This window comes from Polaribacter sp. L3A8 (assembly GCF_009796785.1).
Lineage (GTDB): Bacteria > Bacteroidota > Bacteroidia > Flavobacteriales > Flavobacteriaceae > Polaribacter.
Window position 1 is genome coordinate 1,200,001 of record NZ_CP047026.1, and the last position, 26,136, is coordinate 1,226,136.

Sequence of the window (26,136 nt, forward strand, 5' to 3'; positions counted from 1 at the left end):
CCATATGACTCAAGTCAACCAGTATCAAAGGCAGTTCCATAGTTGAGCTATGGGATTTCACCTCTGACTTAATCGACCGCCTGCGGACCCTTTAAACCCAATGATTCCGGATAACGCTCGGACCCTCCGTATTACCGCGGCTGCTGGCACGGAGTTAGCCGGTCCTTATTCTTACAGTACCGTCAAGCTGGTATACATACCAGTGTTTCTTCCTGTATAAAAGCAGTTTACAACCCATAGGGCAGTCTTCCTGCACGCGGCATGGCTGGGTCAGAGTTGCCTCCATTGCCCAATATTCCTCACTGCTGCCTCCCGTAGGAGTCTGGTCCGTGTCTCAGTACCAGTGTGGGGGATCTCCCTCTCAGGACCCCTACCTATCGATGTCATGGTAAGCCGTTACCTTACCATCTAACTAATAGGACGCATAGCCATCTTTTACCAATAAATCTTTAATTACATCTCGATGCCGAGTCGCAATACTATGGAGCATTAATCTTCATTTCTAAAGGCTATTCTCCAGTAAAAGGTAGGTTCTATACGCGTTACGCACCCGTGCGCCGGTCGTCATCTGTGCAAGCACAATGTTACCCCTCGACTTGCATGTGTTAAGCCTGCCGCTAGCGTTCATCCTGAGCCAGGATCAAACTCTTCATTGTATATTTTAAATATTTTAATGAATAAGTTTCAAAAGAATTTACATTAAACTAATAATGTGGTTATTCTACTCTTTAATTACGCTGTCAATTTCAATATTTTCAATGAACTGTGCCGAGTCGGCACCGACAAGTCATAAAACTCAATCTTTACCTTTAACTCAACTTTGTAGAAACGTTAGACTCGAACTAACTGACTTTTTTAAATCATTCCAAATTTTCTCTGATCGTTTTGCTGTATTTCTTAGCGGCTGCAAACATACAAACTATTTCTAATCTGACAATAAAAAATTAAACTTTTTTTTATTTTATTTTAACTGTAAAAAACACTGAACTTTTTGCCGAAATTTTCGGACTGCAAACATACAACGTTTTTTACAAACCAACCTAATAAAAATTAAAGTTTTTTTTTGATAAAATTTTACAACTTTACCTGTTTAACTCCTTAATTTTTAATCGATTTACAAACTCTCAATGAACGTGACTAACAGAACAATATTGCTGTTAGCGGGTGCAAATTTACAACTCATTTTTAATCTAACAACTATTTTTTAACCTTTTTTTTTGTTTATTTTACATACTTCTCCTAATTATTTTGTTTCTAGTAAGTTACAGCAAATATTTTTTTGTTTATTTTTTTAAAGGTATTGGGTTTTATATGGGTTTTGGGGATGATAGCTACTAATGACATTAAAAAGATGGAAGAGTTTGCGCTGAAATTTTAGTCTAAATAGGTTTCTTGTTCTCTAATTTTAGATAAAACGACTGCTACCCTTGTCAACTTTATCTTTGAAATAGCTTTACCGGGATACTTGGATTTGTTTTTTAGCTTTTAAATAAGGTCGGTAAATGATTGTTTTTTTTTTATTTTAATAGAAAGGAAATTGTAAAAAAGGTCCCTTATAGATGAAGTAGAAACTTTGTAAATAGAATTAAATCTAAAAAAAACGGATTATTAGAAGACAAGTATCGTGTAGGTTTCTGTTCAATACATAGGAACATAGAAAGCTTCGATTTACTCAGAACCTGAATTTATTGAAATAAAGGGATTGCTTCGTGCCTCGCAATGACGGATGTTTTTTGAATAGGAGAACAATGGACTAATCTTTTTGATACGATTGCTCTTCGTAAGATTGTTTACCTATAGTTAATTACAATTACAGACTTCGTGTTAGGGATTGAAACGGCATCCTTTTTGCTTTTCGCAAAAAGATATAGAGGAAAGCCCGACCTTTTTTATCCTATAAGTTTATTAGAATTGAATACTTGTCTTTATATATGACGCTAACTTTTTTAATATTTCAAAGAAAAAAGGGAACACCCAGAAGGAAGTTTATACTGATACTTTTTTAAATTACGTCTTTAATTGCTTTTTAAGGGGCTAAAAATACTAAAACAAGTTCTGCACGACAAATGTTATACTTTTAGACGCCCTTCTTCTACTCTATATTACTCAAACTGATTTTAAGTAGGCATTTCAAACATATTTAAATGTTTTTTTAAGATACCGGATGGTGTATTTTTAGTTTCATCAAAGATTCTAGTATCTCCAAATAAGATAAAACTATCTCTAGCTCTTGAAACTGCCACATTTAACATATTAGGTTTATTATCTCTATCGAAAAAAAGTACGCCTTCATCCTCATTACTGTATACGGAACTAAACAATACGATACTGCGTTCTGCTCCTTGAAGTGCGTGTACGGTTCCTAATTTTATGTCGTTAACTTTAAAGCCAGATTCTATTAATGCTTTAGACAATTCTGTTTTTTGACTTGCAAAAGGTGTAATTATACCTAAAATATTTTCTATAGCATCTACATTGTAGGCTTTTTCGATATCGGCTTTATGCATGTTTAGCCATAAAATAATTGCTTTTACTTCATTTAAGTTATGACGACTGTTAAATTTACGTTCGCTATACCCCTCTACATGATAAGCCATCATTGAAGAAAATATTTGATCTTTATGGGCTTTTCCTTTCATTGGTTTTAGAATACCATCGTAAGCGAGTTCGTTACAAAAGCCAATAATTTCATCATTACACCTTCTGTGCTCTAATAACAGTAAGCCATTTTCTTTTTTGGTGACTAATGGTGTTTCGTATTCGCAGGCATTTTGAGCCATTTTCATGATACTACCACTAGAAGCTAAAAAACCAATATTATTTAAATAAGCTATATGAGATGGATCTGCAACTATATTTTGATTGGTTAAATTACCATAATCGATTTTTAAAGGAATAGACCAAATAGGTTCTATTTGCTTTAAATCTCCCACAACAATTGCTTTTTTTGCTAATGAAAAGATAGGAATACTAACTTCTGGAGTTACTTGCCCCGCCTCATCTATAATTAATAAATCTAAAAAATTAAATAAAGGAAGGTATTCGAAAATAGGTCTGCCTTCTTCATTTTCTCCTTGAAACTGACTGTACAAAAAGTGTGTAGGTGCTGTATATAAGGTTGCCACAAAACAAGGTGTAAGCATTGCTCTCCGTTTCCATTTAGCAATAACTGTATTTTCTCCGGTTCCTTTTTCTGTTTCGTTTACTAAAACATCTTCTGTTTCTAAAATCCACCTTGCCTCCCAATAATGAGTTGCTAATAAAAAAGCCTTGTGTCTTAAGCTTAAATCTATTTCATCATAAAAGAAACGGTGGGTTTTATCATTCGATTCCATTTTTTCATATTCAAACTCCCACATTTGTTCTTCTGAAACAAAAGGATATCCTGTAATATCATTTTGACGTTTCCAGTTGTGTAGTTTTAAGTTTGATGACAATGCCAAATTAAGATCGGCAATACAATTTTTGATAAATACAAGCGCTGTTTTATCACTGGAAAGTGTTTCTTTATTAATTCTAAAAAGGTGTTCTGAATTTGAGCTACCCTCTTCTGAATCGGCTTTAAAATAACGTTTTATTTCACTAATAAATTGATCGTCTTTAGCAAGTGCTTTTATATCGACTATAATATCTCTCCACTCTTGTAATTTTGAGATTTGAATTACATTTTTTTTAATGTGATTGTTCTTATCTAGCAATAAATTATTTACTTTTTCTATAGAAATTAAGTAGTTCTGAGAAATTTGTCCTCCCTCTATTATGTTGTCTTCTATTACCGTAATTTCTTCTTGAAGGTGGTTGCAGGCATCTTCTAAGGATTCTGGATGAAACCCTAAATAATCTGAATAACTACTAAAATAGAAGTTTTTGGCATCGTATAAATAATTTTCGTTTTCTAAATCGCACAAAGTACCTTCATTACCAAACATGTTTCCTTTTAGGTAATTAATATTTTTTAAGCTTTTTTCACTTTTTGAATTGGAAGGTAAGTAGGTTGCGTAACCATTAAAACCAGGAATCCAGCGTTGTGCTAAAATCCCCATATCACTTTTAGAGTTTATAAAACTATCTATAATATTGGTTACCGCTTGGTTGTTTGTAGAGCATGCTAAAATAACAGGCGCTTCTTCTCCTTTAATAGCCGCTCTTACCACTTCTGTAGCCACTAAACTTTGCAATAATGTTGTTTTACCTGTACCTGGAGGTCCGTTTACTGCGGTTATGGCATTTTCTTCTGCCGTAAAATAAGACAATAAGGTTTTACGCTGACTTATTGATAATGGAAACTCATTAGACATTTGCCCTAAATGCAAATGATTGTAATCTAAAAAGCCTTTATCTGTAATCGGTTCTCTTCGTTCTCTATTTACGGGATTTATAATTTTTGAAATTAACGGAAGCTCTTCTGTTTCATTTATTAAGTTTTCGTACAAAAAGAGAATGCTTTTTGCTGCCGAAATTTTAGAGCTCCTTGCAAAATAAGTGGCTTTATGATTTGTCTTATACCCAACTGCTCTATAACTATCTATAGCTCTGTCTGTAATTTCAGAAAAAACTACATTGACATATTCCCAGTAAGCTGCCCAAGGGATACTCTCTTCTTCCTCTTCTTTTTCTGGCTGTTCTATTTCTCTTGCTTCTGTAACTGTTTCTATTGATGAAAAAATAAAATCGTTTCCAACTTCTGCAATAGGATCTAAATAATTACGAACAATTAACGGAAATATTTCTCTTGGAGCAGATAATTGCCCTAAGCGATTTACTCTTGCTGTTATCCAAAATGGATAGATTGTTTTTTGTTTAAAATTAGGATCGCTAGAATCGAAATCTAATTGAAAAGGTGCAATGATAATTTCTGCATCAAATACTGTATGATAATTATCACTGTCTTTTTTGGTAATTCCTTTTAATCTATTAATTCTTTTCTCTTCTACATCTAGCATTTCGACAGCATTCTTAGGATTGATGGTTGCCGAACTTAAATCGCAATAATTTTGATGGAATAAGTTTTTGATTCTAGAAATATCTACAGCTAAGTTTTCACTATCAGTTAAACTGTTTTTGTAATAATTTAACCAGTTTTTTACGTTGCTCATGTATTTTTTTTAGAATTCGTAGGTAATGGGGGAGAAAAAATGGAGTGCGAATATATACTTTTAGATGTGTCTTTTTATTAAATTAGACACTGTTGTTCTATAAAAAAAGATATGTTAATTGCTAATTACTGAAAGTTAAGCTGTTAGTCTTCTTTAAATTTATTAACAAATTGTAACCTGTTTTAAATAGTTTCTAAAAACAAAAAAACTTCACATTTCTGTAAAGGTTTAAGTGAGCCCTTATCGACCTGTTGATGAATAAGGCTTAGTTTGTTGTTTAAAATGGTATTTTCTTTGTTCTGTGGGAAAGCTTTTTGTTTCTTACTTAACCAAATATTAGGGTCAATAAATATTCCTATAGAAAACTGTTTTCTTGTTTTCTTATATGTAATTCTACATTTCATAGGACATTGTCCTTTCTGATTTATTTTGACTTTATCTATATAAAATAGAACGTGTAATTTATATGATATCATAGTTTTATCTTTTTGATTGTTAATGAATTGTAAAAAACTTTTAAACAGGTATTTATATATTTTTTATACCTTTAATTTTATTAATCTAAAAATTTATAAGAATGGGAAAATTTGTAATTTCTAAAAGAACCAATGGAGAATTTCAGTTTAAATTAAAAGCTGATAATAGTCAAGTAATATTAACTAGTGAAGGGTATTCTTCAAAAGCAGGTTGTGAAAATGGTATATCATCTGTTAAAACCAACTCTCAAGATGACTCTAAATTTGATAAAAAAACATCATCTAACGGTAAACCATACTTCAATTTGAAAGCAAGTAATGGTCAAATTATTGGTACGAGTGAAATGTATGAAAGCACAAGTGGTAGAGATAATGGTATTGCATCCGTAAAGAATAATGCACCATCAGCCTCTACTGAAGATTTATCATAAAAAATAAATCTGTTTATAATTTTTTGGAGCTCAAAATATGGGCTCCATTTTTTATATATCAAAGTTTTAAAATGGGGTACTTTTGGATCAACACAAAAAGTTGTGGAGTAGTATAAAAACAAGAACTTTGTTTTTTTTAAACTCTTACTATTTTGGATACCTCAATTGCTAAACTATTATTACTAGAAATTCTTGTTGACTATTTTAAACTAACGAAACACGAAGTTAAAAACGGAGAACTTCATTTCCATTTCACAGAATTAAATACAATTCCAGAAGAATTTAAAGCACTTAAATTAAGTTCTAAAGGCTTTTTTCCTGAAGCTACTATTCAAGATTTCCCAATTCGAGGTAAAAACGTTTTTCTACACGTTATTAGACGACGTTGGGTTGAGGAAAATTCTAAAAAAGTGGTTACTAGAGATTGGCAATTAGTAGCAAAAGGCACTAGAATAACTAGTGAATTTGCTGCTTTTTTAAAAGATATCAGTCAGTAATAACGCCACTAGCACTAGTACTGTAGCTAATTTCTACGGGGTAAATCCCAGAAGTTTACAAAGACAGTATAAGGATTATTTAAGTGATTTTAAAGCTTGGGATCAACAGAAGCACGCAACAGACTGGTTATTGTTTGCAAAGAATTTAGGGACTCACTTATCACTTGATGAAACTGCCTTTTCTAACGGTGATTTATATACCATAATAACAAATAAATTAGCTAAAGGAAAGATAAGGAGCAATAGTAGCCATGATCAAAGGAACTAAAGCTGAAGTTGTCATAAAAATACTTCATAAAATTCCTTTAAAACATAGGAAGAAAGTCAGGGAAGTAACGGATCAACACAAAAAGTTGTGGAGTAAATTAAAAAGCATGAACTTTGCTTTCTAATAAACCTCTATTTTGGATACTTCAATTGAATTAACAAAACTATTATTACCAGAAATTCTTGTTGACTACTTTAAACTAACGAAACACGAAGTTAAAAATGGAGAACTTCATTTTCATTTCACAGAATTAAATACAATTCCAGAAGAATTTAAAGCACTTAAATTAAGTTCTAAAGGTTTTTTTCCTGAAGCTACTATTCAAGATTTTCCAATTCGAGGTAAAAACGTTTTTCTACATGTTATTAGACGACGTTGGGTTGAGGAAAATTCTAAAAAAGTGGTTACTAGAGATTGGCAATTAGTAGCAAAAGGCACTAGAATAACTAGTGAATTTGCTGCTTTTTTAAAAGATATCAGTAAGTAATAACGCCACTAGCACTAGTACTGTAGCTAATTTCTACGGGGTAAATCCCAGAAGTTTACAAAGACAGTATAAGGATTATTTAAGTGATTTTAAAGCTTGGGATCAACAGAAGCACGCAACAGACTGGTTATTGTTTGCAAAGAATTTAGGGACTCACTTATCACTTGATGAAACTGCCTTTTCTAACGGTGATTTATATACCATAATAACAAATAAATTAGCTAAAGGAAAGAAAGGAGCAATAGTAGCCATGATCAAAGGAACTAAAGCTGAAGTTGTCATAAAAATACTTCATAAAATTCCTTTAAAACATAGGAAGAAAGTCAGGGAAGTAACCTTGGATATGGCAGGAAATATGGGGCTTATAGTCAAGAAATCCTTTCCAAACGCTGCCTTAGTAATAGATCGTTTTCATGTGCAAAAATTAGCATTAGATGCACTGCAAGAAATAAGAATTAAACATCGGTGGGAAGCGATTGATGTTGAGAATGATGCCATTGAAAACGCCAGAAGTAAATCTTTAAAATACACCCAAAAACTATTACCAAATGGAGATACACTCAAACAACTATTAGCTAGAAGCAGATATCTATTATATAAATCAAGTAGTAAATGGACTAAAAATCAATCTATAAGAGCAGAAATATTGTTTGAAAAATATCCTGATATAGAGAAAGCATACAAGTTATGTCAAAATCTATCTTGGATATTCAATAACACTACAGACAAAACATCAGCACTTATAAGACTTGCTAAATGGGATGAAAAAGTAAGACAGGCACACTTTAAAAGCTTCAACACTATAGCTAGAACGATGTCGATACATTATAAAAACATCTTAAACTATTTTGATAATCGAAGTACGAATGCATCAGCAGAATCATTCAATGCTAAAATTTAAAGCCTTTAGAGTACAGTTTAGAGGCGTCAGAAATGTGGATTTTTTCTTATATAGACTTACTACTATTTTTGCGTAATTCTGGATCAACACAAAAAGTTGTGGAGTAAATTAAAAAGCATGAACTTTACAGTCTAATAAATCTCTATTTTGGATACTTCAATTGAACTAACAAAACTATTATTACCAGAAATTCTTGTTGACTATTTTAAACTAACTAAGCACGAAGTTAAAAATGGAGAACTTCATTTCCATTTCACAGAATTAAATACGATTCCTGAAGAATTCAAAGCACTTAAATTAAATTCTAAAGGTTTTTTTCCTGAAGCTACTATTCAAGATTTTCCAATTCGAGGTAAAAACGTTTTTCTACATGTTATTAGACGACGTTGGGTTGAGGAAAATTCTAAAAAAGTAGTTACAAGAGATTGGCAATTAGTAGCAAAAGGCACTAGAATAACTAGTGAATTTGCTGCTTTTTTTAAAAGATATCAGTCAGTAATAACGCCACTAGCACAAGTACTGTAGCTAATTTCTACGGGGTAAATCCCAGAAGTTTACAAAGACAGTATAAGGATTATTTAAGTGATTTTAAAGCTTGGGATCAACAGAAGCACGCAACAGACTAGTTATTGTTTGCAAAGAATTTAGGGACTCACTTATCACTTGATGAAACTGCCTTTTCTAACGGTGATTTATATACCATAACAAATAAATTAGCTAAAGGAAAGAAAGGCGCAATAGTAGCCATGATCAAAGGAACTAAAGCTGAAGTTGTCATAAAATTCCTTTAAAACACAGGAAGAAAGTCAGGGAAGTAACCTTGGATATGGCGGGAAATATGGGGCTTATAGTCAAGAAATCCTTTCCAAACGCTGCCTTAGTAATAGATCGTTTTCACGTGCAAAAATTAGCATTAGATGCACTGCAAGAAATAAGAATTAAACATAGATGGGAAGCGATTGATGCTGAGAATGATGCCATTGAAAACACCAGAAATAAATCTTTAAAATACACCCCAAAACTATTACCTAATGGAGATACTCTCAAACAACTATTAGCTAGAAGCAGATATCTATTATATAAATCAAGTAGTAAATGGACTAAAAATCAAGCCATAAGAGCAGAAATACTGTTTGAAAAATATCCGGATATAGAGAAAGCATACAAGTTATGTCAAAATCTATCTTGGATATTCAATAACACTACAGACAAAACATCAGCACTTATAAGACTTGCTAAATGGGATGAAAAAGTAAGACAGGCACACTTTAAAAGCTTCAACACTATAGCTAGAACGATGTCGATACATTATAAAAACATCTTAAACTATTTTGATAATCGAAGTACGAATGCATCAGCAGAATCATTCAATGCTAAAATTAAAGCCTTTAGAGCACAGTTTAGAGGCGTCAGAAATGTGGATTTTTTCTTATATAGACTTACTACTATTTTTGGATCAACACAAAAAGTTGTGGAGTAAATTAAAAAGCATGAACTTTACAGTCTAATAAATCTCTATTTTGGACACTTCAATTGAATTAACAAAACTATTATTACCAGAAATTCTTGTTGACTACTTTAAACTAACGAAACACGAAGTTAAAAATGGAGAACTTCATTTTCATTTCACAGAATTAAATACGATTCCTGAAGAATTCAAAGCACTTAAATTAAATTCTAAAGGTTTCTTTCCTGAAGCTACTGTTCAAGATTTCCCAATTCGAGGTAAAAACGTTTTTCTACACGTTATTAGACGACGTTGGGTTGAGGAAAATTCTAAAAAAGTGGTTACTAGAGATTGGCAATTAGTAGCAAAAGGCACTAGAATAACTAGTGAATTTGCTGCTTTTTTAAAAGATATCAGTAAGTAATAACGCCACTAGCACTAGTACTGTAGCTAATTTCTACGGAGTAAATCCCAGAAGTTTACAAAGACAGTATAAGGATTATTTAAGTGATTTTAAAGCTTGGGATCAACAGAAGCACGCAACAGACTGGTTATTGTTCACAAAGAATTTAGGTACTCACTTATCACTTGATGAAACTGCCTTTTCTAACGGTGATTTATATACCATAATAACAAATAAATTAGCTAAAGGAAAGAAAGGCGCAATAGTAGCCATGATCAAAGGAACTAAAGCTGAAGTTGTCATAAAAATACTTCATAAAATTCCTTTAAAACATAGGAAGAAAGTCATGGAAGTAACCTTGGATATGGCAGGAAATATGGGGCTTATAGTCAAGAAATCCTTTCCAAATGCTGCCTTAGTAATAGACCGTTTTCATGTGCAAAAATTAGCATTAGATGCACTGCAAGAAATAAGAATTAAACACAGATGGGAAGCGATTGATGCTGAGAATGATGCTATTGAAAACACCAGAAATAAATCTTTAAAATACACCCCAAAACTATTACCTAATGGAGATACTCTCAAACAACTATTAGCTAGAAGCAGATATCTATTATATAAATCAAGTAATAAATGGACTAAAAATCAAGCCATAAGAGCAGAAATACTGTTTGAAAAATATCCTGATATAGAGAAAGCATACAAGTTATGTCAAAATCTATCTTGGATATTCAATAACACTACAGACAAAACATCAGCACTTATAAGACTTGCTAAATGGGATGAAAAAGTAAGACAGGCACACTTTAAAAGCTTCAACACTATAGCTAGAACGATGTCGATACATTATAAAAACATCTTAAACTATTTTGATAATCGAAGTACGAATGCATCAGCAGAATCATTCAATGCTAAAATTAAAGCCTTTAGAGCACAGTTTAGAGGCGTCAGAAATGTGGATTTTTTCTTATATAGACTTACTACTATTTTTGCGTAATTCTTAAATCCCACAACTTTTTGACTTGATCCGTAATTCTTAAATCCCACAACTTTTTGACTTGATCCCTACTATTTTTGCGTAATTCTTAAATCCCACAACTTTTTGACTTGATCCCTATTTTTGCGTAATTCTTAAATCCCACAACTTTTTGACTTGATCCAGTTTTAGCTTGTTTTAAATAGTTTCTAAAAACAAAAAACCTTACTATTTCTAGTAAGGTTTAAGTGAGCCCTGAAGGATTCGAACCTTCGACCGCCTCCTTAGAAGGGAGGTGCTCTATCCAGCTGAGCTAAGAGCCCGTAATTTTTAAGTTGTTACGACCAACTGTGTCGGGGTGGCAGGATTCGAACCTGCGACCTCCTCGTCCCAAACGAGGCGCGATGACCGGGCTACGCTACACCCCGAGTGCAATTTCTTAGCGGAGAGACAGGGACTCGAACCCTGGCGACCCTAAGGTCGACAGATTAGCAATCTGCTGCATTACCACTCTGCCATCTCTCCTTTCGGCGTTACGTTAAAAACATAACCTTGAAATTGCGAGTGCAAATTTAAGACTTAAAAAGGATTACACAAGCATTTTTTGATTTTTTTTTAATTATTTTTTTTTATTCTGGATATTCTACCCTTAAATGGTAAATATTCATCAGCTTTTTCTTGATCACTTTTTTAATAATTTCTATTTCTCTAAAGGTAATATCTGAATTTAAAAACTGATTATCAGCCATTTGTTTATCCATAATTTTATCAATTAGATTACTAATAGACATTGCTGTTGGTTTTGTTAAACTTTTAGACGCAGCTTCCGAAGCATCACACATCATTAAAATAGCTGTCTCTTTAGAAAACGGAATTGGACCTTGGTATTGAAAGTTTTTAATATCAACCTCTGCATCTGGGTTTAATTCTTTTTCTTTCATATAAAAATAGTACGTAGAACTGGTACCGTGATGCGTTCTTATAAAATCTATAATTCTATCTGGCAAATTGTACTTCTTAGCTAACTCTACTCCTTTTATAACATGGTCTGTAATTATTTTAGAACTATCTCTTGGAGATAAATCATTATGAGGATTAACACCCGTAGATTGATTTTCTGTAAAATACATTGGATTTAACATTTTACCAATATCATGATACAAAGCCCCTGTTCTAACCAACATCGAATTGGCTCCTATTTCATTTGCTGCTGCTTCAGCTAAATTAGCCACTTGCATGGAGTGTTGAAATGTTCCTGGGGCTTTCTCGTTTAATTCTCTTAAAAGCTTTGCATTAGTGTTAGAAAGCTCTAACAAGGTAACATCAGATACCAAACCAAATACTTTTTCATACATATAAATTAATATGATGGATAAAAACGATAACAACCCATTTGCAGCAAAAAGCATAAAATAGTTCCAGTTTATCTGCGATGCATTTCCTTCTTTAATTATAGAAAACGCAAAATAGGTAAGCATATAAATTAATGTAATTTGAGCAACTGAAATAAATAAATTTGCCCTCTTATACAATTCGGAAACGGTTAAAATTGTTACAATACCTGCAATAATATGTAAGTATATAAATTCGAAACTATTAGGTACAATATACCCTAACAGCAATACTGTTAAAACATGTGCAAACAAACCTAAACGTGCATCAAAAAAAGCTTTTAAAACTATTGGAAGCACACTTAAGGGAACAACATATAAATAATCTGAATTGTATTTTATAACCAATGTTTGTATAAAAATCATTGAAAAAACATTGAAAAATATAAAAGTAACTTTGTTATTGTTATCAAATATTTCTACTCTATATTTATGCAAGAATAATAATAGCATTAACAAAGCTAGGGCCACTAAAATAGTATACCCTAAGATAATCCAATTATAATTAGAATCTGTCCAAACTTTAGACTCAGACTCACTTTTTAAAGAATTTAAGATGGCAAGTTTTTTACCTTCTACAATATCTCCTTTTAAAATAATTAACTTACCAGACTCCACCTTTCCTTTTGTATAAGAAATGTTTTTTATCTCGTTATCTATTACTTTTTCACTATAAATGGCATCAAAATATACATTGGGTTTAATTATTTCTGTTAATAGATCTAATAACAGTTTTTTACCATAAAAAGTTTTTTCTTCTTCTAAATTACTTCTAATTATTTCTAAAACTTCTTTAGTGGTTAAAAGGTTTTTAAATATAACATCTTCCACTTCATTCCCCTTTCTAACAGCTACTATTTCGTTTTTATCAGAAACTCTATCTTGACTTGCAACTTCTAAAAATCCTTTTTTGTAAATATTATCTATAACTCCTTGACCTATTTCTGATAATTTTCTAACACCATCTATACTTAAAGAATCTGTTTTTTTTACAAGACCAACTCTTTTTATGTAATTTGATTTTACGATATTTTCAATATCAAAATCATAGGTAAAATATAATTTTGAGTTTACAGTAATCTCTTTTTTTTCTATGGCAATTTCTTCTGCCGTTTTTTGAATAGCAAAATCAAAAGGCGCATATAGATTATCGTATTTCCAGAGCTGTCCGTTGTTAAAATCATATTTAAATTGCCCTCCTTTTGGAAACAAATAAACAATTGCAATTGTGGTTACTAAAAACAAAATCACCTTATAAATAATGGCGTTGTTTTGGTACAATTTATTAACTATATTACTCATAGATTCTATCTTCTTACAACAAACTTACCATAAAAAAGTCAAGCTCAAAAATTCAAGTTGAATAATAAAACTTAAATTGATTAAAAATAGTTAATTTAGCACACAAATCTTATTCAAAATAAACACTCTATTTTATGAAAGAAGTCGTAATTGTATCCGTAGCCAGAACTCCTATTGGAAGTTTTATGGGAAGTTTATCAACAATTTCTGCACCAAAATTAGGAGCTATTGCTATAAAAGGAGCTTTAGAAAAAATCAATTTAAACCCAAATTTGGTTGAAGAAGTTTTTATGGGAAATGTAGTTTCTGCAGGCTTAGGGCAAGCACCTGCAAGACAAGCATCTATTTTTGCAGGCATTCCAAATACAGTACCTTGTACAATGGTAAATAAAGTATGTGCTTCTGGTATGAAAGCAATTATGTTAGCTGCCCAAACAATTGCTTTAGGTGATGCTGATATTGTTGTTGCAGGTGGTATGGAAAACATGAGTTCTATTCCGCACTATCAACATGCTAGAAAAGGATCTAAATTTGGACCAATAACTATGGAAGATGGTCTACAAAAAGATGGTTTGGTAGATGCTTATGATAATATTCCGATGGGGGTTTGTGCTGATACTTGTGCAAGTGAATATAATTTTTCTAGAGAAGATCAAGATGCTTTTGCAATACAATCTTATAATAGATCTGCCAAGGCTTGGAGTGAAGGAAAATATACTGATGAAATTGTTCCCGTTGAGATTCCTCAAAGACGTGGTGAACCAATTATTTTTTCTGAAGATGAAGAATACAAAAATGTAAGAATGGATAAAATTCCAGCGTTAAGAGCAGCTTTTACAAAAGACGGAACCGTTACCGCAGCAAATGCTTCTACCATTAATGATGGTGGTGCAGCATTGGTTTTAATGTCTGCTGATAAAGCTAATGAATTAAACATTACGCCTATTGCAAAAATAAGAAGCTATGCAGATGCCGCTCACGAACCAGAATGGTTTACAACGGCTCCAGCAAAAGCAATACCAAAAGCATTAGCAAAGGCAAACTTATCTATTGATGATGTAGATTATTTTGAATTAAATGAAGCATTTTCTATTGTTGGTTTAGCTAATATGCAGATTTTAGGTATTACTGATGATAAAGTAAATGTAAATGGTGGTGCTGTTTCTTTAGGACATCCTTTAGGTGTTTCTGGAGCAAGAATTGTAATTGCTTTAACATCTATTTTAAAACAGAATAACGCTAAAATTGGAGCTGCAGCAATTTGTAATGGTGGTGGTGGTGCTAGTGCATTTATTATAGAAAGAATTTAATAAAAGAATTAACTTAAAACTCAAAACTCATAACTTGTTATACGGCATTTGTAATTTAAGCATGGTTCCTTTAAGAGCTGAAGAATCAAACCAATCAGAAATGACTAGTCAGGTTTTATTTGGTGAAGCTTTTGAGGTTATAGAAAGACAAAAAAATTGGAGTAAAATTCGCTTGACTTTTGATAACTACGAAGGATATATAGATAACAAACAATACATAGAAATTACCCCAGATTTCTTTTCTAATTTAAAAACTAAAAAACAGCATTTTTCAGGTGAAATGATAGATTTCATTACCAATAGTAAAAATGAATTAACCACAATTCCTTTAGGTGCGAACTTACCTTTTTACAAGGAAGGAAAACTGCAGATAAACAAAGAATCATATATTTATGAAGGTGCTGTTTTATCTGAGCAAAAATCTAAAAGTGAAATTGCACAAACTGCTTTTAATTACTTAAATACGCCTTTTTTATGGGGAGGAAAAACACCTTTTGGTATTGATTGTTCTGGTTTTACACAAATGGTTTATAAACTTTGTGGACACCAACTTTTAAGAGATGCAAAACAACAAGCAACTCAAGGAGAGGTATTGAGTTTTATTGAAGAAAGTGAAGCCGGTGATTTAGCTTTTTTTGATAATGAAGATGGAGAGATTATACATGTGGGTATTATTTTAAGTGATTATCATATTATACACGCTCATGGTAAAGTAAGAATTGACACCTTAGATCATAGCGGAATTTTTAATGCAGAACTTCAAAAACATACACACAAACTAAGAATTATTAAAAATATAATTTAATAATTTTTAATAATGATATAAAAAAAACCGAAACTAAAATTAGTTTCGGTTTTTTTTTATCTTAAAGAAAGCCTTAATTATTGACCTCTCATTTCTTTATAAATAGGTCTTAAAACATCTGCTTCAGCAGTCATTTCTAAAGTATCATAGATATTTAAAAGTGTACTTACGGTTCCTTCTGTTCTAGAAATTTCATCTGCCTTAACTATATAAGGTAATGCATCTTTACAAATACCTTTTAACTTACCTTCTAACTCAGTATATTTTTTATCATTCGATAAATTTTCATTCATCTCATTAATAACAGCAATTCTTTTATTTAAAACAGTAACACCTAAGTTTAAATATGCATCTCCGTATTCTGGATCTAATTCTATAGCTTTTTTATAAAAACCAATCGCTTCTTCATTTTTATTTTCACCAGCATTCACAACTCCTAAGTTAAAGAACAAAGTAGGGTTTGTTGGGTCTAACTTTACAGCCTCTTTCATTAACTCACCAAACTTATCCATTTGCTCAAGCTTAATGTACATTTGAGCTTGATTTAACAATAAATTGATATCTTTTGGACTCGCTTTTCTAGCTTCCTCTAAAGCTGCAACTGCTAATTCTGGTTTTCCTTGGTTTACATATATATAACCAATGTTTTTAATAATTTCAGCCTGCTTAGATTCTGTCGTTCTAACACCAGGAGTAATATATTGTCCTGCCTTAACCATTAGGTCTCTATTTACTTTGGTACCCATATTTTCTTCTTTACCAGTTTCTTTGTTGACAGCAACATATTCAGTAGTAATACCCGTATATTTAATCTCCTGTAATTCTTTATAGTATTTTAAAGCGCTATCGTAATCTTTACCTAAAGAAGAACTTAAAGCTGCATTATATAAAAAAGAAGTATCAGTAGGACTTAATTTATACGTTAAATAGAAATTGTTTGTAGCCTTTTTATAGTCCTTATTATTATATGAGTCAATTGCCTTTTTAGAAACAAATTGTGTTAATTCATTTAATTTAGGCTTCGCCTCTTTTGTATACTTCTGCTTTCCTGTTTCTTTCTCGTAAGAAATTAACTGATTATACGCTGCTGCTGCTTTTTCAACGTTAGATTTTCCATAAGCAGACCCTTTAAAAAAGTAATACTTTGCCTTGTATTTTGAATCCATTGAACCTTCTGTACCTTCTAAACTTGCAATTGCTGCTTTAGCTTCTTTAAAATCTCCTTTTTTAATTGCTTTTTCGGCAGTTTTAAGTTCATTTTTCTGCGCAAAAGATGCTATTGATAAAAAGCCAACTGTTAACGCTAATATTTGATTTTTCATTTTACTAATTATTAATTTATTGTTATTCTTGATTTTCATTTGAATCATTTTCAATTTCCGTGCCATTTTCTGTTTCGCCTTCAATCACCTCACCTTCAACCTCTTCTTCGTGAGCTACTTTTGCTACTGCCGCGATACTATCTGAATCTTTAATGTTAATTAAACGAACTCCTTGTGTTGCACGTCCCATAACTCTTAAATCTTCTACTGCCATTCTAATAGTAAGACCAGATTTATTAATAATCATTAAATCGTTAGAATCATCTACGTTTTTAATAGCTACTAAATTTCCGGTTTTTTCAGAAATATTTAAAGTTTTTACACCTTTACCACCACGGTTTGTAACACGATAATCTTCTAATTTAGAACGTTTACCATATCCTTTTTCAGAAACAACAAGAATATTACTTTCCATGTCATTTACAGCAACCATACCAATTACCTCATCATTATCATGTTGTAAAGTAATTCCTCTAACACCAGAAGCAGTTCTTCCCATTGGTCTAGTTTTTGCTTCTTCGAAACGGATAGACTTTCCAGACGCTAACGCTAACATTACCTGACTGTCTCCTGTTGTTAATTTTGCTTCTAGTAATTCATCTCCGTCCTTAATAGTAATAGCATTAATACCATTTGTTCTTGGTCTAGAATATTGCTCTAAAGAAGTCTTTTTAACCTGACCTTTTTTAGTTGCCATAATTACATAATGGCTATTAATATAGTCTTCGTCTTTTAAATCTTGTGTTACTAAAAATGCTTTTACTTTATCATCTTGTTCTATGTTGATTAAGTTTTGCATTGCTCTACCTTTGGTGTTTTTACCACCTTCAGGAATTTCATACACACGCATCCAGAATACTTTACCTTTTTGAGTAAAGAACATCATATATTGATGGTTTGTACCTACAAATAAGTGCTCTAAGAAATCTTCATTTCTAGTAGTTGCTCCTTTCTGTCCTCTTCCTCCTCTATTCTGAACTTTATATTCTTCTAAATTTGTACGTTTTAAGTATCCTGCGTTAGAGATTGTTACCACAACTTTAGTATCTGGTATCATATCTTCTATGCGCATATCTCCACCAGCATATTCTATTACAGATCTACGATCATCACCATATTTATCTTTAATATGTAATAACTCATCTTTAATAATTTGGTAACGTCTTGGTTCGTTTGCTAAAATATCTTTTAAATCAGTTATGGTTAACATAATTTCATCGAACTCTGCACGTAACTTATCTTGCTCTAACCCTGTTAATTGACGCAAACGCATTTCTACAATTGCTTTTGCTTGAATTTCTGTTAATTCAAAACGTTCAATTAAACTTTCTCTAGCTTCATCTGCATTATTAGAAGCTCTAATAATTTTTATAACTTCATCAATATTATCCGAAGCAATAATCAACCCTTCTAAAATATGCGCTCTTGCTTCTGCTTTTTTAAGTAAATACTCTGTTCTTCGAACAATAACTTCGTGCCTATGTTCTACGAAATAATGAATTAATTCCTTTAAATTTAATTGCTCTGGTCTTCCTTTTACCAATGCAATATTATTTACACTAAAAGAAGTTTGTAATTGTGTGTATTTAAATAATTTATTTAAAATGATATTAGGTATTGCATCACGTTTTAAGATATATACAATACGCATTCCGTTTCTATCAGATTCATCACGAATATTCGCAATTCCTTCCAATTTTTTTTCATTTACAAGATCAGCAGTTTTTTTAATCATTTCTGCTTTATTAACTTGGTAAGGAATCTCTGTAACAATAATACACTCACGTCCCTTAACCTCTTCAATAACCGCTTTAGCACGCATTACAATACGTCCACGACCTGTATGAAAAGCATCTCTTACACCATCGTACCCATAAATAATTCCTCCTGTAGGAAAATCTGGAGCAGTTATGTGCTGCATTAATTCATCAATTTCAATATCTCTATTTTCAATATACGCAACGGTACCGTTTATAACTTCTGTAATATTATGTGGCGCCATATTTGTTGCCATCCCTACTGCAATACCAGAAGCTCCATTGACTAATAAATTAGGAATACGAGTTGGTAAAACGGTTGGTTCTTGCAACGTATCATCAAAATTTAAACGATGGTCTACTGTATCTTTTTCAATATCAGCCAACATATCTTCTGATATTTTTTGCATTCTAACCTCAGTATAACGCATTGCTGCCGGACTATCTCCATCTACAGAACCAAAATTCCCTTGCCCATCAACCATCATGTAACGCACACTCCAACTTTGTGCCATACGTACCATAGAATCATATACAGAAGTATCTCCGTGTGGGTGATACTTACCTAAAACTTCTCCAACAATTCTTGCCGACTTTTTATACGAACCTGTTGCTTTAATTCCCAACTCATGCATACCAAATAAAACCCTTCTATGAACGGGCTTTAAACCATCTCTTACATCTGGTAATGCTCTAGAAACAATTACTGACATCGAATAATCGATGTACGCAGCTTTCATCTGTTCTTCAATGTTAATCGGAATTAACTTTTCTCCGTCTGCCATAAATATATTTTAATTAATATTACTTCATTTTTTTAAAACAAGGCAAGATACTATTTTTCCTTGTTTTTACAAAGGTTTTATCACTTGTTATTAAGTAGAGTTATCAACATTTTTTTAGTTTTTTTAACAATATTTTATTTGCCTGATTTACAAGAGTTTTCTACCTTGGTATCATAGTCAAACTGTCAGTATTTAACCATTGGCATCTTTTTTGTAATTATCTATAAAAAAAAGGACTAAATTTACAACACACCAATTATAGACAGAAAGAAATATGGACGATAATTTTTCACCAAAGGTCAGAGATGTAATTACTTTCAGTAAAGAAGAAGCGCTACGTTTAGGGCAAGAATTTATTGGAACAGAACATCTTTTACTTGGATTAATAAGAAAAGGCGAAGGAAAAGCAATAGAAATACTAACAGCATTTGATGTTGATTTGGTTTTATTGCGTAAAAAATTAGAACAACTAAATCCTGCAAATCCTACTTTTATAGAAAGTACAGACAAGCCTAGTTTACGATTAACAAGACAAGCTGAGAAAGCTTTAAAAACAACTTTTTTAGAAGCAAAACTATATCAAAGCGAATCTATAGATACCGCACATTTATTGCTATGTATCTTAAGAAATGAAAACGACCCAACCACAAAGTTGATTCATAAACACCATGTAAATTATGATGAAGCAAAAGCGCTTTACAAACAACTACATGTAGATGATTTAGAGGCAGATTTACCGATAAATCCTATTGCAGAAACTCCTTCTGATGATGAATATGCATCAGAAAAATCGAATCCTTTTGATCAACCTCAAAAAGGAAAAACTGTAAAAAAATCGAAGACTCCGGTATTAGATAATTTTGGTAGAGATTTAACAGATTTAGCAGAAAAAGGGAAATTAGACCCGGTTGTTGGTAGACAAAAAGAAATTGAAAGAGTTTCTCAAATTTTAAGTAGAAGAAAGAAAAACAATCCAATGTTAATTGGAGAACCTGGTGTTGGTAAATCTGCCATTGCAGAAGGTTTAGCATTGCGAATTATTGAAAGAAAAGTTTCGAGAATTTTATTTGACAAACGTATTGTTTCTTTAGACTTAGCAAGCTTAGTTGCTGGCACAAAATATCGTGGCCAGTTTGAAGAACGCATGAAAGCATTAATGAATGAGCTAGAAAAAAATGATGATATCATTCTTTTTATTGATGAAATTCACACTATTGTTGGTGCTGGTGGTGCAACTGGTTCTTTAGATGCTTCTAACATGTTAAAACCTGCTTTAGCAAGAGGAGAAATACAATGTATTGGCGCAACTACGTTGGATGAATTTAGAACAAATATTGAAAAAGATGGCGCTTTAGAACGTCGTTTTCAAAAAGTAATTGTAGACCCAACTTCTGTTGATGAAACCATACAGATTTTACAAAACATCAAAAATAAATACGAAGAACACCACCATGTAAATTACACAGATAACGCTATTGAAGCTTGTGTAAAATTAACCAATAGATACATGACAGATAGATACCTACCAGACAAAGCTATTGACGCTTTAGATGAAGCAGGTTCTAGAATTCATATTACAAACATTGTGGTTCCGCAACAAGTTTTAGAACTTGAATCTCAATTAGAAATTATTAGAGACCAAAAAACAAAAGCTGTAAACGGACAAAAATACGAGGAAGCTGCTAGGTTGCGTGATGATGAAAAAAACATGGAAGCTGCTTTAAATTCTGCCCAAAACCAATGGGAAGAAGACTCTAAATTAAATAGAGAAATTGTAACTGAAGATAATGTTGCCGAAGTAGTTTCTATGATGACAGGCATTCCTGTAAACAGAGTTGCAGAAGCAGAAACTAGCAGATTACACGAATTACCTGCCTTAATTAAAGGAAAAGTAATAGGGCAAGATGAAGCAGTTACCAAAGTTGTAAAAGCAATTCAACGAAATAGAGTTGGATTAAAGGATCCGAACAAACCAATTGGTTCTTTTATTTTCTTAGGACAAACTGGTGTTGGTAAAACGCAATTAGCTAAAGTTTTAGCACGTGAATTATTCGATTCTGACGATTCTTTAATTAGAATTGACATGAGTGAATACATGGAGAAATTTGCAATTTCTCGCTTAATAGGAGCGCCCCCAGGCTATGTTGGTTACGAAGAAGGTGGTCAGTTAACAGAAAAAGTTAGAAGAAAACCTTACTCTGTAATCTTATTAGATGAGATCGAAAAAGCGCATCCAGATGTATTTAATATGTTGTTACAAATTTTAGATGATGGTCATATTACAGATAGTTTAGGTAGAAAAATTGATTTTAGAAACACCATAATTATTATGACTTCTAATATTGGCGCAAGACAATTAAAAGACTTTGGGGGCGGTGTTGGTTTTGGTACATCTTCTAAAACAGCGCAAGCAGACGAACACGCAAAATCTGTGCTAGAAGGAGCTTTAAAGAAATCTTTTGCTCCAGAGTTTTTAAATAGAATAGATGATGTAATTGTCTTTAACGCTTTAGAAAGAGATGATATCCATTTAATTATAGATATTGAGTTAGATAAATTATTACACAGAATAGCTGATTTAGGCTACACTTTAAAACTAAGCGAAAAAGCAAAAGATTACATAGCAGATAAAGGTTTTGATAAAAAATATGGTGCAAGACCACTTAAAAGAGCTATACAGAAATATATTGAAGATGCTTTGGCAGAAGAAATTGTAAATTCTAAACTCTATGAAGGCGATACTATTTCAATGGATTTGGATGAGAAAGAAAACAAACTCACCATTAAAATTGAAAAAGGCGAAAAGAAACCTGAAACAAGAACAGAAACAGAGTCTTAAAAATAGTAAAAATCCCAAACGCAAGTTTGGGATTTTTTTATATACATTAAAAACAAATTTATTTCTTTAAAAAAGACTAAAAGCCAACTGAACTCTTGCATACTTTAAAGATGGATTCCACAACACAGTAGTTGAAACAGGTAAACTATAATTACCCAACATTACTGTTTTAGAAACTGTAAGCCCCACATTTACTAAATCAAAATTTTCTTGACCATCACCATACAAATACGTATCACCGTTTAAAGAAAATCCCGCTCCCACAAATCCATCTAAATTAACTTTAGCTCCGCAAATAAAAGGATACAATAGATAATAACTATAAAAATAAATTAATAAAACTAGGCATAAACGTTTTAGTTGTAGATGGACCCATAATTAAAACCGATTAAACAACACACACATATATAAATCTCAAACTTTGTTTGGGATTTATATTTTAAAACAAGCATTTATACTTGTTGATAAAATAATTACCAAAAAAAAAATAAACAAGACAACATACTCTCAAAAACAACTATCATTCTTATTGATTTTTTAAAACCAAAAAACTAACTTTACTTTTTTACTGATTACAAACAATAAAACACGATACAAATACATGATACTTTTGTAGCGCTAACTATTAAATAAAACAAATAATATGAATATAGCAGTTCTTATAGACGGAGATAACATACCTTCTGCTCACGTAAAAGAAATGATGGAGGAAATTGCAAAATACGGAAACCCTACTATTAAAAGAATTTATGGAGATTGGACGAGCCCGCATTTATCTAAATGGAAAAACTTATTATTGCAAAATGCCATTACTCCAATTCAGCAATACGCCTATACTACTGGTAAAAACGCCACAGATTCAGCAATGATTATCGATGCAATGGATATTCTTTATTCTGAAAAAGTAAATGGATTTTGCTTGGTTTCTAGTGATAGCGATTTTACAAAATTAGCTACTAGACTAAGAGAAGCCGGCCAACAAGTAATTGGTATTGGAGAGAAAAAGACTCCAAATCCTTTTATTGTTGCTTGTGATAAATTTATTTATATAGAAATTATTAGAAAACAAACCGAAAAGAAAGAAAACACACATCAAAAAGACAGTGAAAAAGATAGTGTAGATAAAATAACATCTAAAGTAATTAAACTAATTTCTTCTACTATTTCTGATTTATCTGACGAAGATGGTTGGGCATTTCTGGGTGATGTAGGAAGTTTACTTCAAAAAAAACAACCCAATTTTGATTCACGAAATTATGGTTTTGACAAATTAACACCTCTAATTAAATCTATAGGTAAGTTTGAACTAGAACAAAGAGAAAACACAAAGAGCAGACATAAATTAATTTTTGTAAAAAATAAATAAAGCGCTCATTAAAACATCTAATTTTTATCCAAAGAAATAAACTTGTAGATACACACAATAATCAGTGAACTTACATTAAAAAGCAATCCAAACATAAATCTAACTACGTTTATAAATAGCAGCTTCGATTACATATTTTAACTATTTTTATCTACATAGAAATGATATCTTTGCTTTTAAACTTAAGAATAAAACAAATGAAAAAAATAAGTCTTGCACTTTTTACAATGCTAGTAATTGCTTCTTGTACAAAAGAACATTCTAAAGAATACATTTCTTTATCAGGAAAATTAGAAAACAACAAAGATTCTATAATTACAATTTCTGGTAGAACAGGTGTAGTTAAAACAATTACTATTAAAGAAGATGGTTCTTTTAATGATACATTAAAAGTTCCTAAAATAGATATCTACACTTTTCAAACAAGTAAAGAAAAAAGAGCGCCAATTTATTTAAAAAATGGATTTGATATTTCTATTAAAGGAGATGCTGATAAATTTATGACAAGCTTTACGTATTCTGGAAATGGATCTTCTAACACAAACTTTATAGTTGCTCAGTTAGAAAAAAGCCAGAGTATAGGAAACCCTGCTGATATTTTTGCGCTAGATAAAGATGCTTTTGACACAAAAGTAAGTTTATTAAAAAAAGAATTTGACAGTATTTTAACTTCTTACAATGATTTAGATAGCTCTTTAGTTGACATGGCATCTAAACAAAATATACAAATGTTTGAGTATTTTGAAAAAACCTATGAGTCCAATAAAAAAATGGCAAAAGGAAATGCTTCTCCTAAATTTGAGGACTATAAAGACGCAAAAGGTGGTGAAAAATCTTTAGACTCTTTTAAAGGAAAATACGTGTATATAGATGTTTGGGCAACTTGGTGCGGACCTTGTATTAGAGAAATACCTTCTTTAAAAAACATTGAAAAAGAATTTCATAATAAAAACATTGAATTTGTAAGTATTTCTACAGATGAATCTAGAAGAAGTGGTGGTACTTGGGAAGCTGCAGAAAAAAAATGGAGAGATTTTGTAAAAGAAAATCAATTAGGTGGAGTTCAACTTTGGGCAGGACAAGATTTTAGCTTTCAACAAGCATATCAAATATCTGGTATTCCAAGATTTATCTTAATTGACCCACAAGGAAACATTGTAGAAGCAAATGCACCAAGACCTTCTGATCCTAGATTAAAATCTTTATTAGAATCTTTAGACATCTAAAATTCACAATAAGACATAAAAAAAGCGAAATCTAAATTTAGATTTCGCTTTTTTTATGTCTTATTTATTCACTTGAATTATTCTTTATAAACCCCCATTGCAGCATATTTATCCATTCTTTGCATAACTAAATCTACGTCATTTAAATCTTTTAACTCATCAAAGGCAGTTAAAATCTGTTCTTGTACAGCCTTAAAAGCTCCTTCTCTATCTGTATGCGCACCACCTATTGGTTCTTGAATAATTCCGTCAATTAGTTTCATTCTCTTCATATCCGCCCCTGTTAACTTTAATGCGGCAGCAGCCTGTTCTTTATACTCCCAACTTCTCCATAAAATAGACGAACAAGATTCTGGAGAAATAACCGTATACCAAGTATTTTCCATCATATACACTCTATCACCAACACCAATACCAACAGCTCCACCAGACGCTCCTTCACCAATAACAATTGTTATAATTGGTGTTTTTAAACGCGTCATTTCTAAAATATTTCTAGCAATAGCTTCTCCTTGTCCACGCTCTTCTGCTTCTAAACCAGGATATGCACCAGGTGTATCTAATAAAGTAACCACAGGAATACCAAACTTCTCTGCCATTTTCATTAAACGCAACGCTTTTCTGTAACCTTCAGGGTTTGCCATCCCAAAGTTTCTATACTGACGCGTTTTTGTATTGTACCCTTTTTGTTGACCAATAAACATAAAAGATTGATCTCCTATTTTACCAAGCCCACCAATCATGGCTTTGTCATCCTTTACGTTTCTGTCACCATGAAGCTCCATAAAAGTATTACCACAAATAGCCTTAATATAATCTAAAGTATAAGGTCTATTAGGATGCCTAGATAATTGAACTCTTTGCCAAGGCGTTAAGTTTTTATAAATATCTTTCTTAGCTTTTTCTAATTTTTTATCGATCTTTTTACAAGTAGCGCTTACATCTACATCACTTTCTTTACCAATTAATTGGCACTTATCTAGTTGATCTAAAAGCTCTTTAATTGGCATTTCAAAATCTAAATACTCCATATTGTAATTATTTGATTTTA

Annotated in this window: 21 protein-coding genes, 3 tRNA genes and 1 rRNA gene (1 of these 25 only partly in view); 14 read left to right on the top strand and 11 right to left on the bottom strand. The window is 31.8% G+C overall.

The genetic code is table 11. The features are described 5' to 3' along the window. The 3 genes from GQR92_RS04675 to GQR92_RS04685 form a co-directional block, all read right to left on the bottom strand. Positions 1-656: ribosomal RNA gene (locus GQR92_RS04675) — 16S ribosomal RNA — on the bottom strand (it extends 862 nt beyond the left edge of the window). A gap of 1,461 nt (positions 657-2,117) precedes the next feature. After that, positions 2,118-5,096: a DEAD/DEAH box helicase gene (locus GQR92_RS04680; protein ID WP_158838029.1), complete on the bottom strand. Its 2,979-nt coding sequence runs from the start codon at positions 5,094-5,096 to the stop codon at positions 2,118-2,120. A gap of 182 nt (positions 5,097-5,278) precedes the next feature. Continuing rightward, the gene (locus GQR92_RS04685) at positions 5,279-5,572 is read right to left on the bottom strand and encodes an Arm DNA-binding domain-containing protein (RefSeq protein ID WP_158838030.1); all 294 of its coding nucleotides are present in this window, start codon (positions 5,570-5,572) and stop codon (positions 5,279-5,281) included. 101 nt (positions 5,573-5,673) lie between these two features. Here GQR92_RS04685 and GQR92_RS04690 point away from each other — a divergent pair, with 101 nt between their 5' ends. The 9 genes from GQR92_RS04690 (at position 5,674) to GQR92_RS04725 (ending at position 11,003) form a co-directional block, all read left to right on the top strand. Beyond that, entirely contained in the window at positions 5,674-6,003 is a 330-nt protein-coding gene (locus GQR92_RS04690; RefSeq protein WP_158838031.1) for a YegP family protein, read from the top strand. Positions 6,004-6,155: 152 nt separating this feature from the next. Then, entirely contained in the window at positions 6,156-6,500 is a 345-nt protein-coding gene (locus tag GQR92_RS04695) for an ISAon1 family transposase N-terminal region protein (protein WP_158838032.1), read from the top strand. 404 nt (positions 6,501-6,904) lie between these two features. Beyond that, the gene (locus GQR92_RS04700; RefSeq protein ID WP_158838033.1) at positions 6,905-7,255 is read left to right on the top strand and encodes an ISAon1 family transposase N-terminal region protein; all 351 of its coding nucleotides are present in this window, start codon (positions 6,905-6,907) and stop codon (positions 7,253-7,255) included. Beyond that, on the top strand, positions 7,242-8,156 hold the full coding sequence (locus GQR92_RS04705) for an ISAon1 family transposase (protein ID WP_441339140.1): 915 nt from the start codon (positions 7,242-7,244) through the stop codon (positions 8,154-8,156). Before GQR92_RS04700 ends, GQR92_RS04705 begins: the two co-directional genes overlap by 14 nt. A 147-nt stretch (positions 8,157-8,303) precedes the next feature. Beyond that, entirely contained in the window at positions 8,304-8,681 is a 378-nt protein-coding gene (locus GQR92_RS04710; protein ID WP_158838034.1) for an ISAon1 family transposase N-terminal region protein, read from the top strand. Positions 8,682-8,785: 104 nt separating this feature from the next. Then, on the top strand, positions 8,786-8,947 hold the full coding sequence (locus tag GQR92_RS18145; protein ID WP_368074169.1) for a hypothetical protein: 162 nt from the start codon (positions 8,786-8,788) through the stop codon (positions 8,945-8,947). Between the two features lie 35 nt (positions 8,948-8,982). After that, positions 8,983-9,636 carry an ISAon1 family transposase gene (locus GQR92_RS04715; RefSeq protein WP_368074156.1) on the top strand — a complete coding sequence of 218 codons (654 nt, stop codon included), beginning with the start codon at positions 8,983-8,985 and terminating at the stop codon, positions 9,634-9,636. Between the two features lie 40 nt (positions 9,637-9,676). Continuing rightward, entirely contained in the window at positions 9,677-10,027 is a 351-nt protein-coding gene (locus GQR92_RS04720; protein ID WP_158838035.1) for an ISAon1 family transposase N-terminal region protein, read from the top strand. Then, on the top strand, positions 10,014-11,003 hold the full coding sequence (locus GQR92_RS04725; protein ID WP_158841983.1) for an ISAon1 family transposase: 990 nt from the start codon (positions 10,014-10,016) through the stop codon (positions 11,001-11,003). Before GQR92_RS04720 ends, GQR92_RS04725 begins: the two co-directional genes overlap by 14 nt. Positions 11,004-11,231: 228 nt before the next feature. On the opposite strand, the gene GQR92_RS04730 is transcribed toward GQR92_RS04725, so the two are convergent. From GQR92_RS04730 to GQR92_RS04745, 4 genes are all read right to left on the bottom strand, one after another. Next, positions 11,232-11,305, bottom strand: a tRNA-Arg gene (locus GQR92_RS04730). A 30-nt stretch (positions 11,306-11,335) separates the two neighbouring features. After that, positions 11,336-11,410, bottom strand: a tRNA-Pro gene (locus GQR92_RS04735). A 15-nt stretch (positions 11,411-11,425) separates the two neighbouring features. Then, positions 11,426-11,507: transfer RNA gene (locus tag GQR92_RS04740), tRNA-Ser, on the bottom strand. Positions 11,508-11,611: 104 nt separating this feature from the next. Next, entirely contained in the window at positions 11,612-13,675 is a 2,064-nt protein-coding gene (locus GQR92_RS04745) for an HD family phosphohydrolase (RefSeq protein WP_158838036.1), read from the bottom strand. 134 nt (positions 13,676-13,809) lie between these two features. Here GQR92_RS04745 and GQR92_RS04750 point away from each other — a divergent pair, with 134 nt between their 5' ends. Beyond that, a complete protein-coding gene (locus GQR92_RS04750) occupies positions 13,810-14,985 on the top strand; it encodes an acetyl-CoA C-acyltransferase (RefSeq protein WP_158838037.1) in 1,176 nt (391 codons plus the stop codon). A 34-nt stretch (positions 14,986-15,019) separates the two neighbouring features. Further along, the gene (locus GQR92_RS04755) at positions 15,020-15,790 is read left to right on the top strand and encodes a C40 family peptidase (protein WP_158838038.1); all 771 of its coding nucleotides are present in this window, start codon (positions 15,020-15,022) and stop codon (positions 15,788-15,790) included. A gap of 77 nt (positions 15,791-15,867) precedes the next feature. On the opposite strand, the gene GQR92_RS04760 is transcribed toward GQR92_RS04755, so the two are convergent. Both GQR92_RS04760 and gyrA read right to left on the bottom strand, forming a co-directional pair. Next, positions 15,868-17,112: a tetratricopeptide repeat protein gene (locus tag GQR92_RS04760; RefSeq protein WP_158838039.1), complete on the bottom strand. Its 1,245-nt coding sequence runs from the start codon at positions 17,110-17,112 to the stop codon at positions 15,868-15,870. 22 nt (positions 17,113-17,134) lie between these two features. Continuing rightward, positions 17,135-19,654: a DNA gyrase subunit A gene (gene gyrA / locus GQR92_RS04765; protein ID WP_158838040.1), complete on the bottom strand. Its 2,520-nt coding sequence runs from the start codon at positions 19,652-19,654 to the stop codon at positions 17,135-17,137. Between the two features lie 274 nt (positions 19,655-19,928). Here gyrA and GQR92_RS04770 point away from each other — a divergent pair, with 274 nt between their 5' ends. Continuing rightward, on the top strand, positions 19,929-22,493 hold the full coding sequence (locus GQR92_RS04770) for an ATP-dependent Clp protease ATP-binding subunit (protein WP_158838041.1): 2,565 nt from the start codon (positions 19,929-19,931) through the stop codon (positions 22,491-22,493). 66 nt (positions 22,494-22,559) lie between these two features. Here GQR92_RS04770 and GQR92_RS04775 read toward each other — a convergent pair whose 3' ends face one another. Continuing rightward, a complete protein-coding gene (locus GQR92_RS04775; protein WP_158838042.1) occupies positions 22,560-22,802 on the bottom strand; it encodes a hypothetical protein in 243 nt (80 codons plus the stop codon). 334 nt (positions 22,803-23,136) lie between these two features. Here GQR92_RS04775 and GQR92_RS04780 point away from each other — a divergent pair, with 334 nt between their 5' ends. Next, positions 23,137-23,859, top strand: coding sequence for an NYN domain-containing protein (locus tag GQR92_RS04780; protein WP_158838043.1), 723 nt, complete (start codon positions 23,137-23,139; stop codon positions 23,857-23,859). Between the two features lie 197 nt (positions 23,860-24,056). Further along, positions 24,057-25,085, top strand: coding sequence for a TlpA family protein disulfide reductase (locus tag GQR92_RS04785; RefSeq protein ID WP_158838044.1), 1,029 nt, complete (start codon positions 24,057-24,059; stop codon positions 25,083-25,085). Positions 25,086-25,162: 77 nt separating this feature from the next. Here the strand turns inward: GQR92_RS04785 and GQR92_RS04790 are convergent, their stop codons facing one another. Further along, on the bottom strand, positions 25,163-26,116 hold the full coding sequence (locus tag GQR92_RS04790; protein WP_158838045.1) for an acetyl-CoA carboxylase carboxyltransferase subunit alpha: 954 nt from the start codon (positions 26,114-26,116) through the stop codon (positions 25,163-25,165). Positions 26,117-26,136: the final 20 nt, after the last annotated feature.

What these genes read in the sequence shown, in the direction of transcription:
- GQR92_RS04790 (WP_158838045.1), bottom strand. Translation starts at nt 26,116, where the DNA reads ATGGAGTATTTAGATTTTGAAATGCCAATTAAAGAGCTTTTAGATCAA.
- GQR92_RS04785 (WP_158838044.1), top strand. Translation starts at nt 24,057, where the DNA reads ATGAAAAAAATAAGTCTTGCACTTTTTACAATGCTAGTAATTGCTTCT.
- GQR92_RS04770 (WP_158838041.1), top strand. Translation starts at nt 19,929, where the DNA reads ATGGACGATAATTTTTCACCAAAGGTCAGAGATGTAATTACTTTCAGT.
- GQR92_RS04750 (WP_158838037.1), top strand. Translation starts at nt 13,810, where the DNA reads ATGAAAGAAGTCGTAATTGTATCCGTAGCCAGAACTCCTATTGGAAGT.
- GQR92_RS04685 (WP_158838030.1), bottom strand. Translation starts at nt 5,572, where the DNA reads ATGATATCATATAAATTACACGTTCTATTTTATATAGATAAAGTCAAA.
- GQR92_RS04745 (WP_158838036.1), bottom strand. Translation starts at nt 13,675, where the DNA reads ATGAGTAATATAGTTAATAAATTGTACCAAAACAACGCCATTATTTAT.
- GQR92_RS04690 (WP_158838031.1), top strand. Translation starts at nt 5,674, where the DNA reads ATGGGAAAATTTGTAATTTCTAAAAGAACCAATGGAGAATTTCAGTTT.
- GQR92_RS04760 (WP_158838039.1), bottom strand. Translation starts at nt 17,112, where the DNA reads ATGAAAAATCAAATATTAGCGTTAACAGTTGGCTTTTTATCAATAGCA.
- GQR92_RS04780 (WP_158838043.1), top strand. Translation starts at nt 23,137, where the DNA reads ATGAATATAGCAGTTCTTATAGACGGAGATAACATACCTTCTGCTCAC.
- GQR92_RS04680 (WP_158838029.1), bottom strand. Translation starts at nt 5,096, where the DNA reads ATGAGCAACGTAAAAAACTGGTTAAATTATTACAAAAACAGTTTAACT.
- GQR92_RS04715 (WP_368074156.1), top strand. Translation starts at nt 8,983, where the DNA reads ATGGCGGGAAATATGGGGCTTATAGTCAAGAAATCCTTTCCAAACGCT.
- gyrA (WP_158838040.1), bottom strand. Translation starts at nt 19,654, where the DNA reads ATGGCAGACGGAGAAAAGTTAATTCCGATTAACATTGAAGAACAGATG.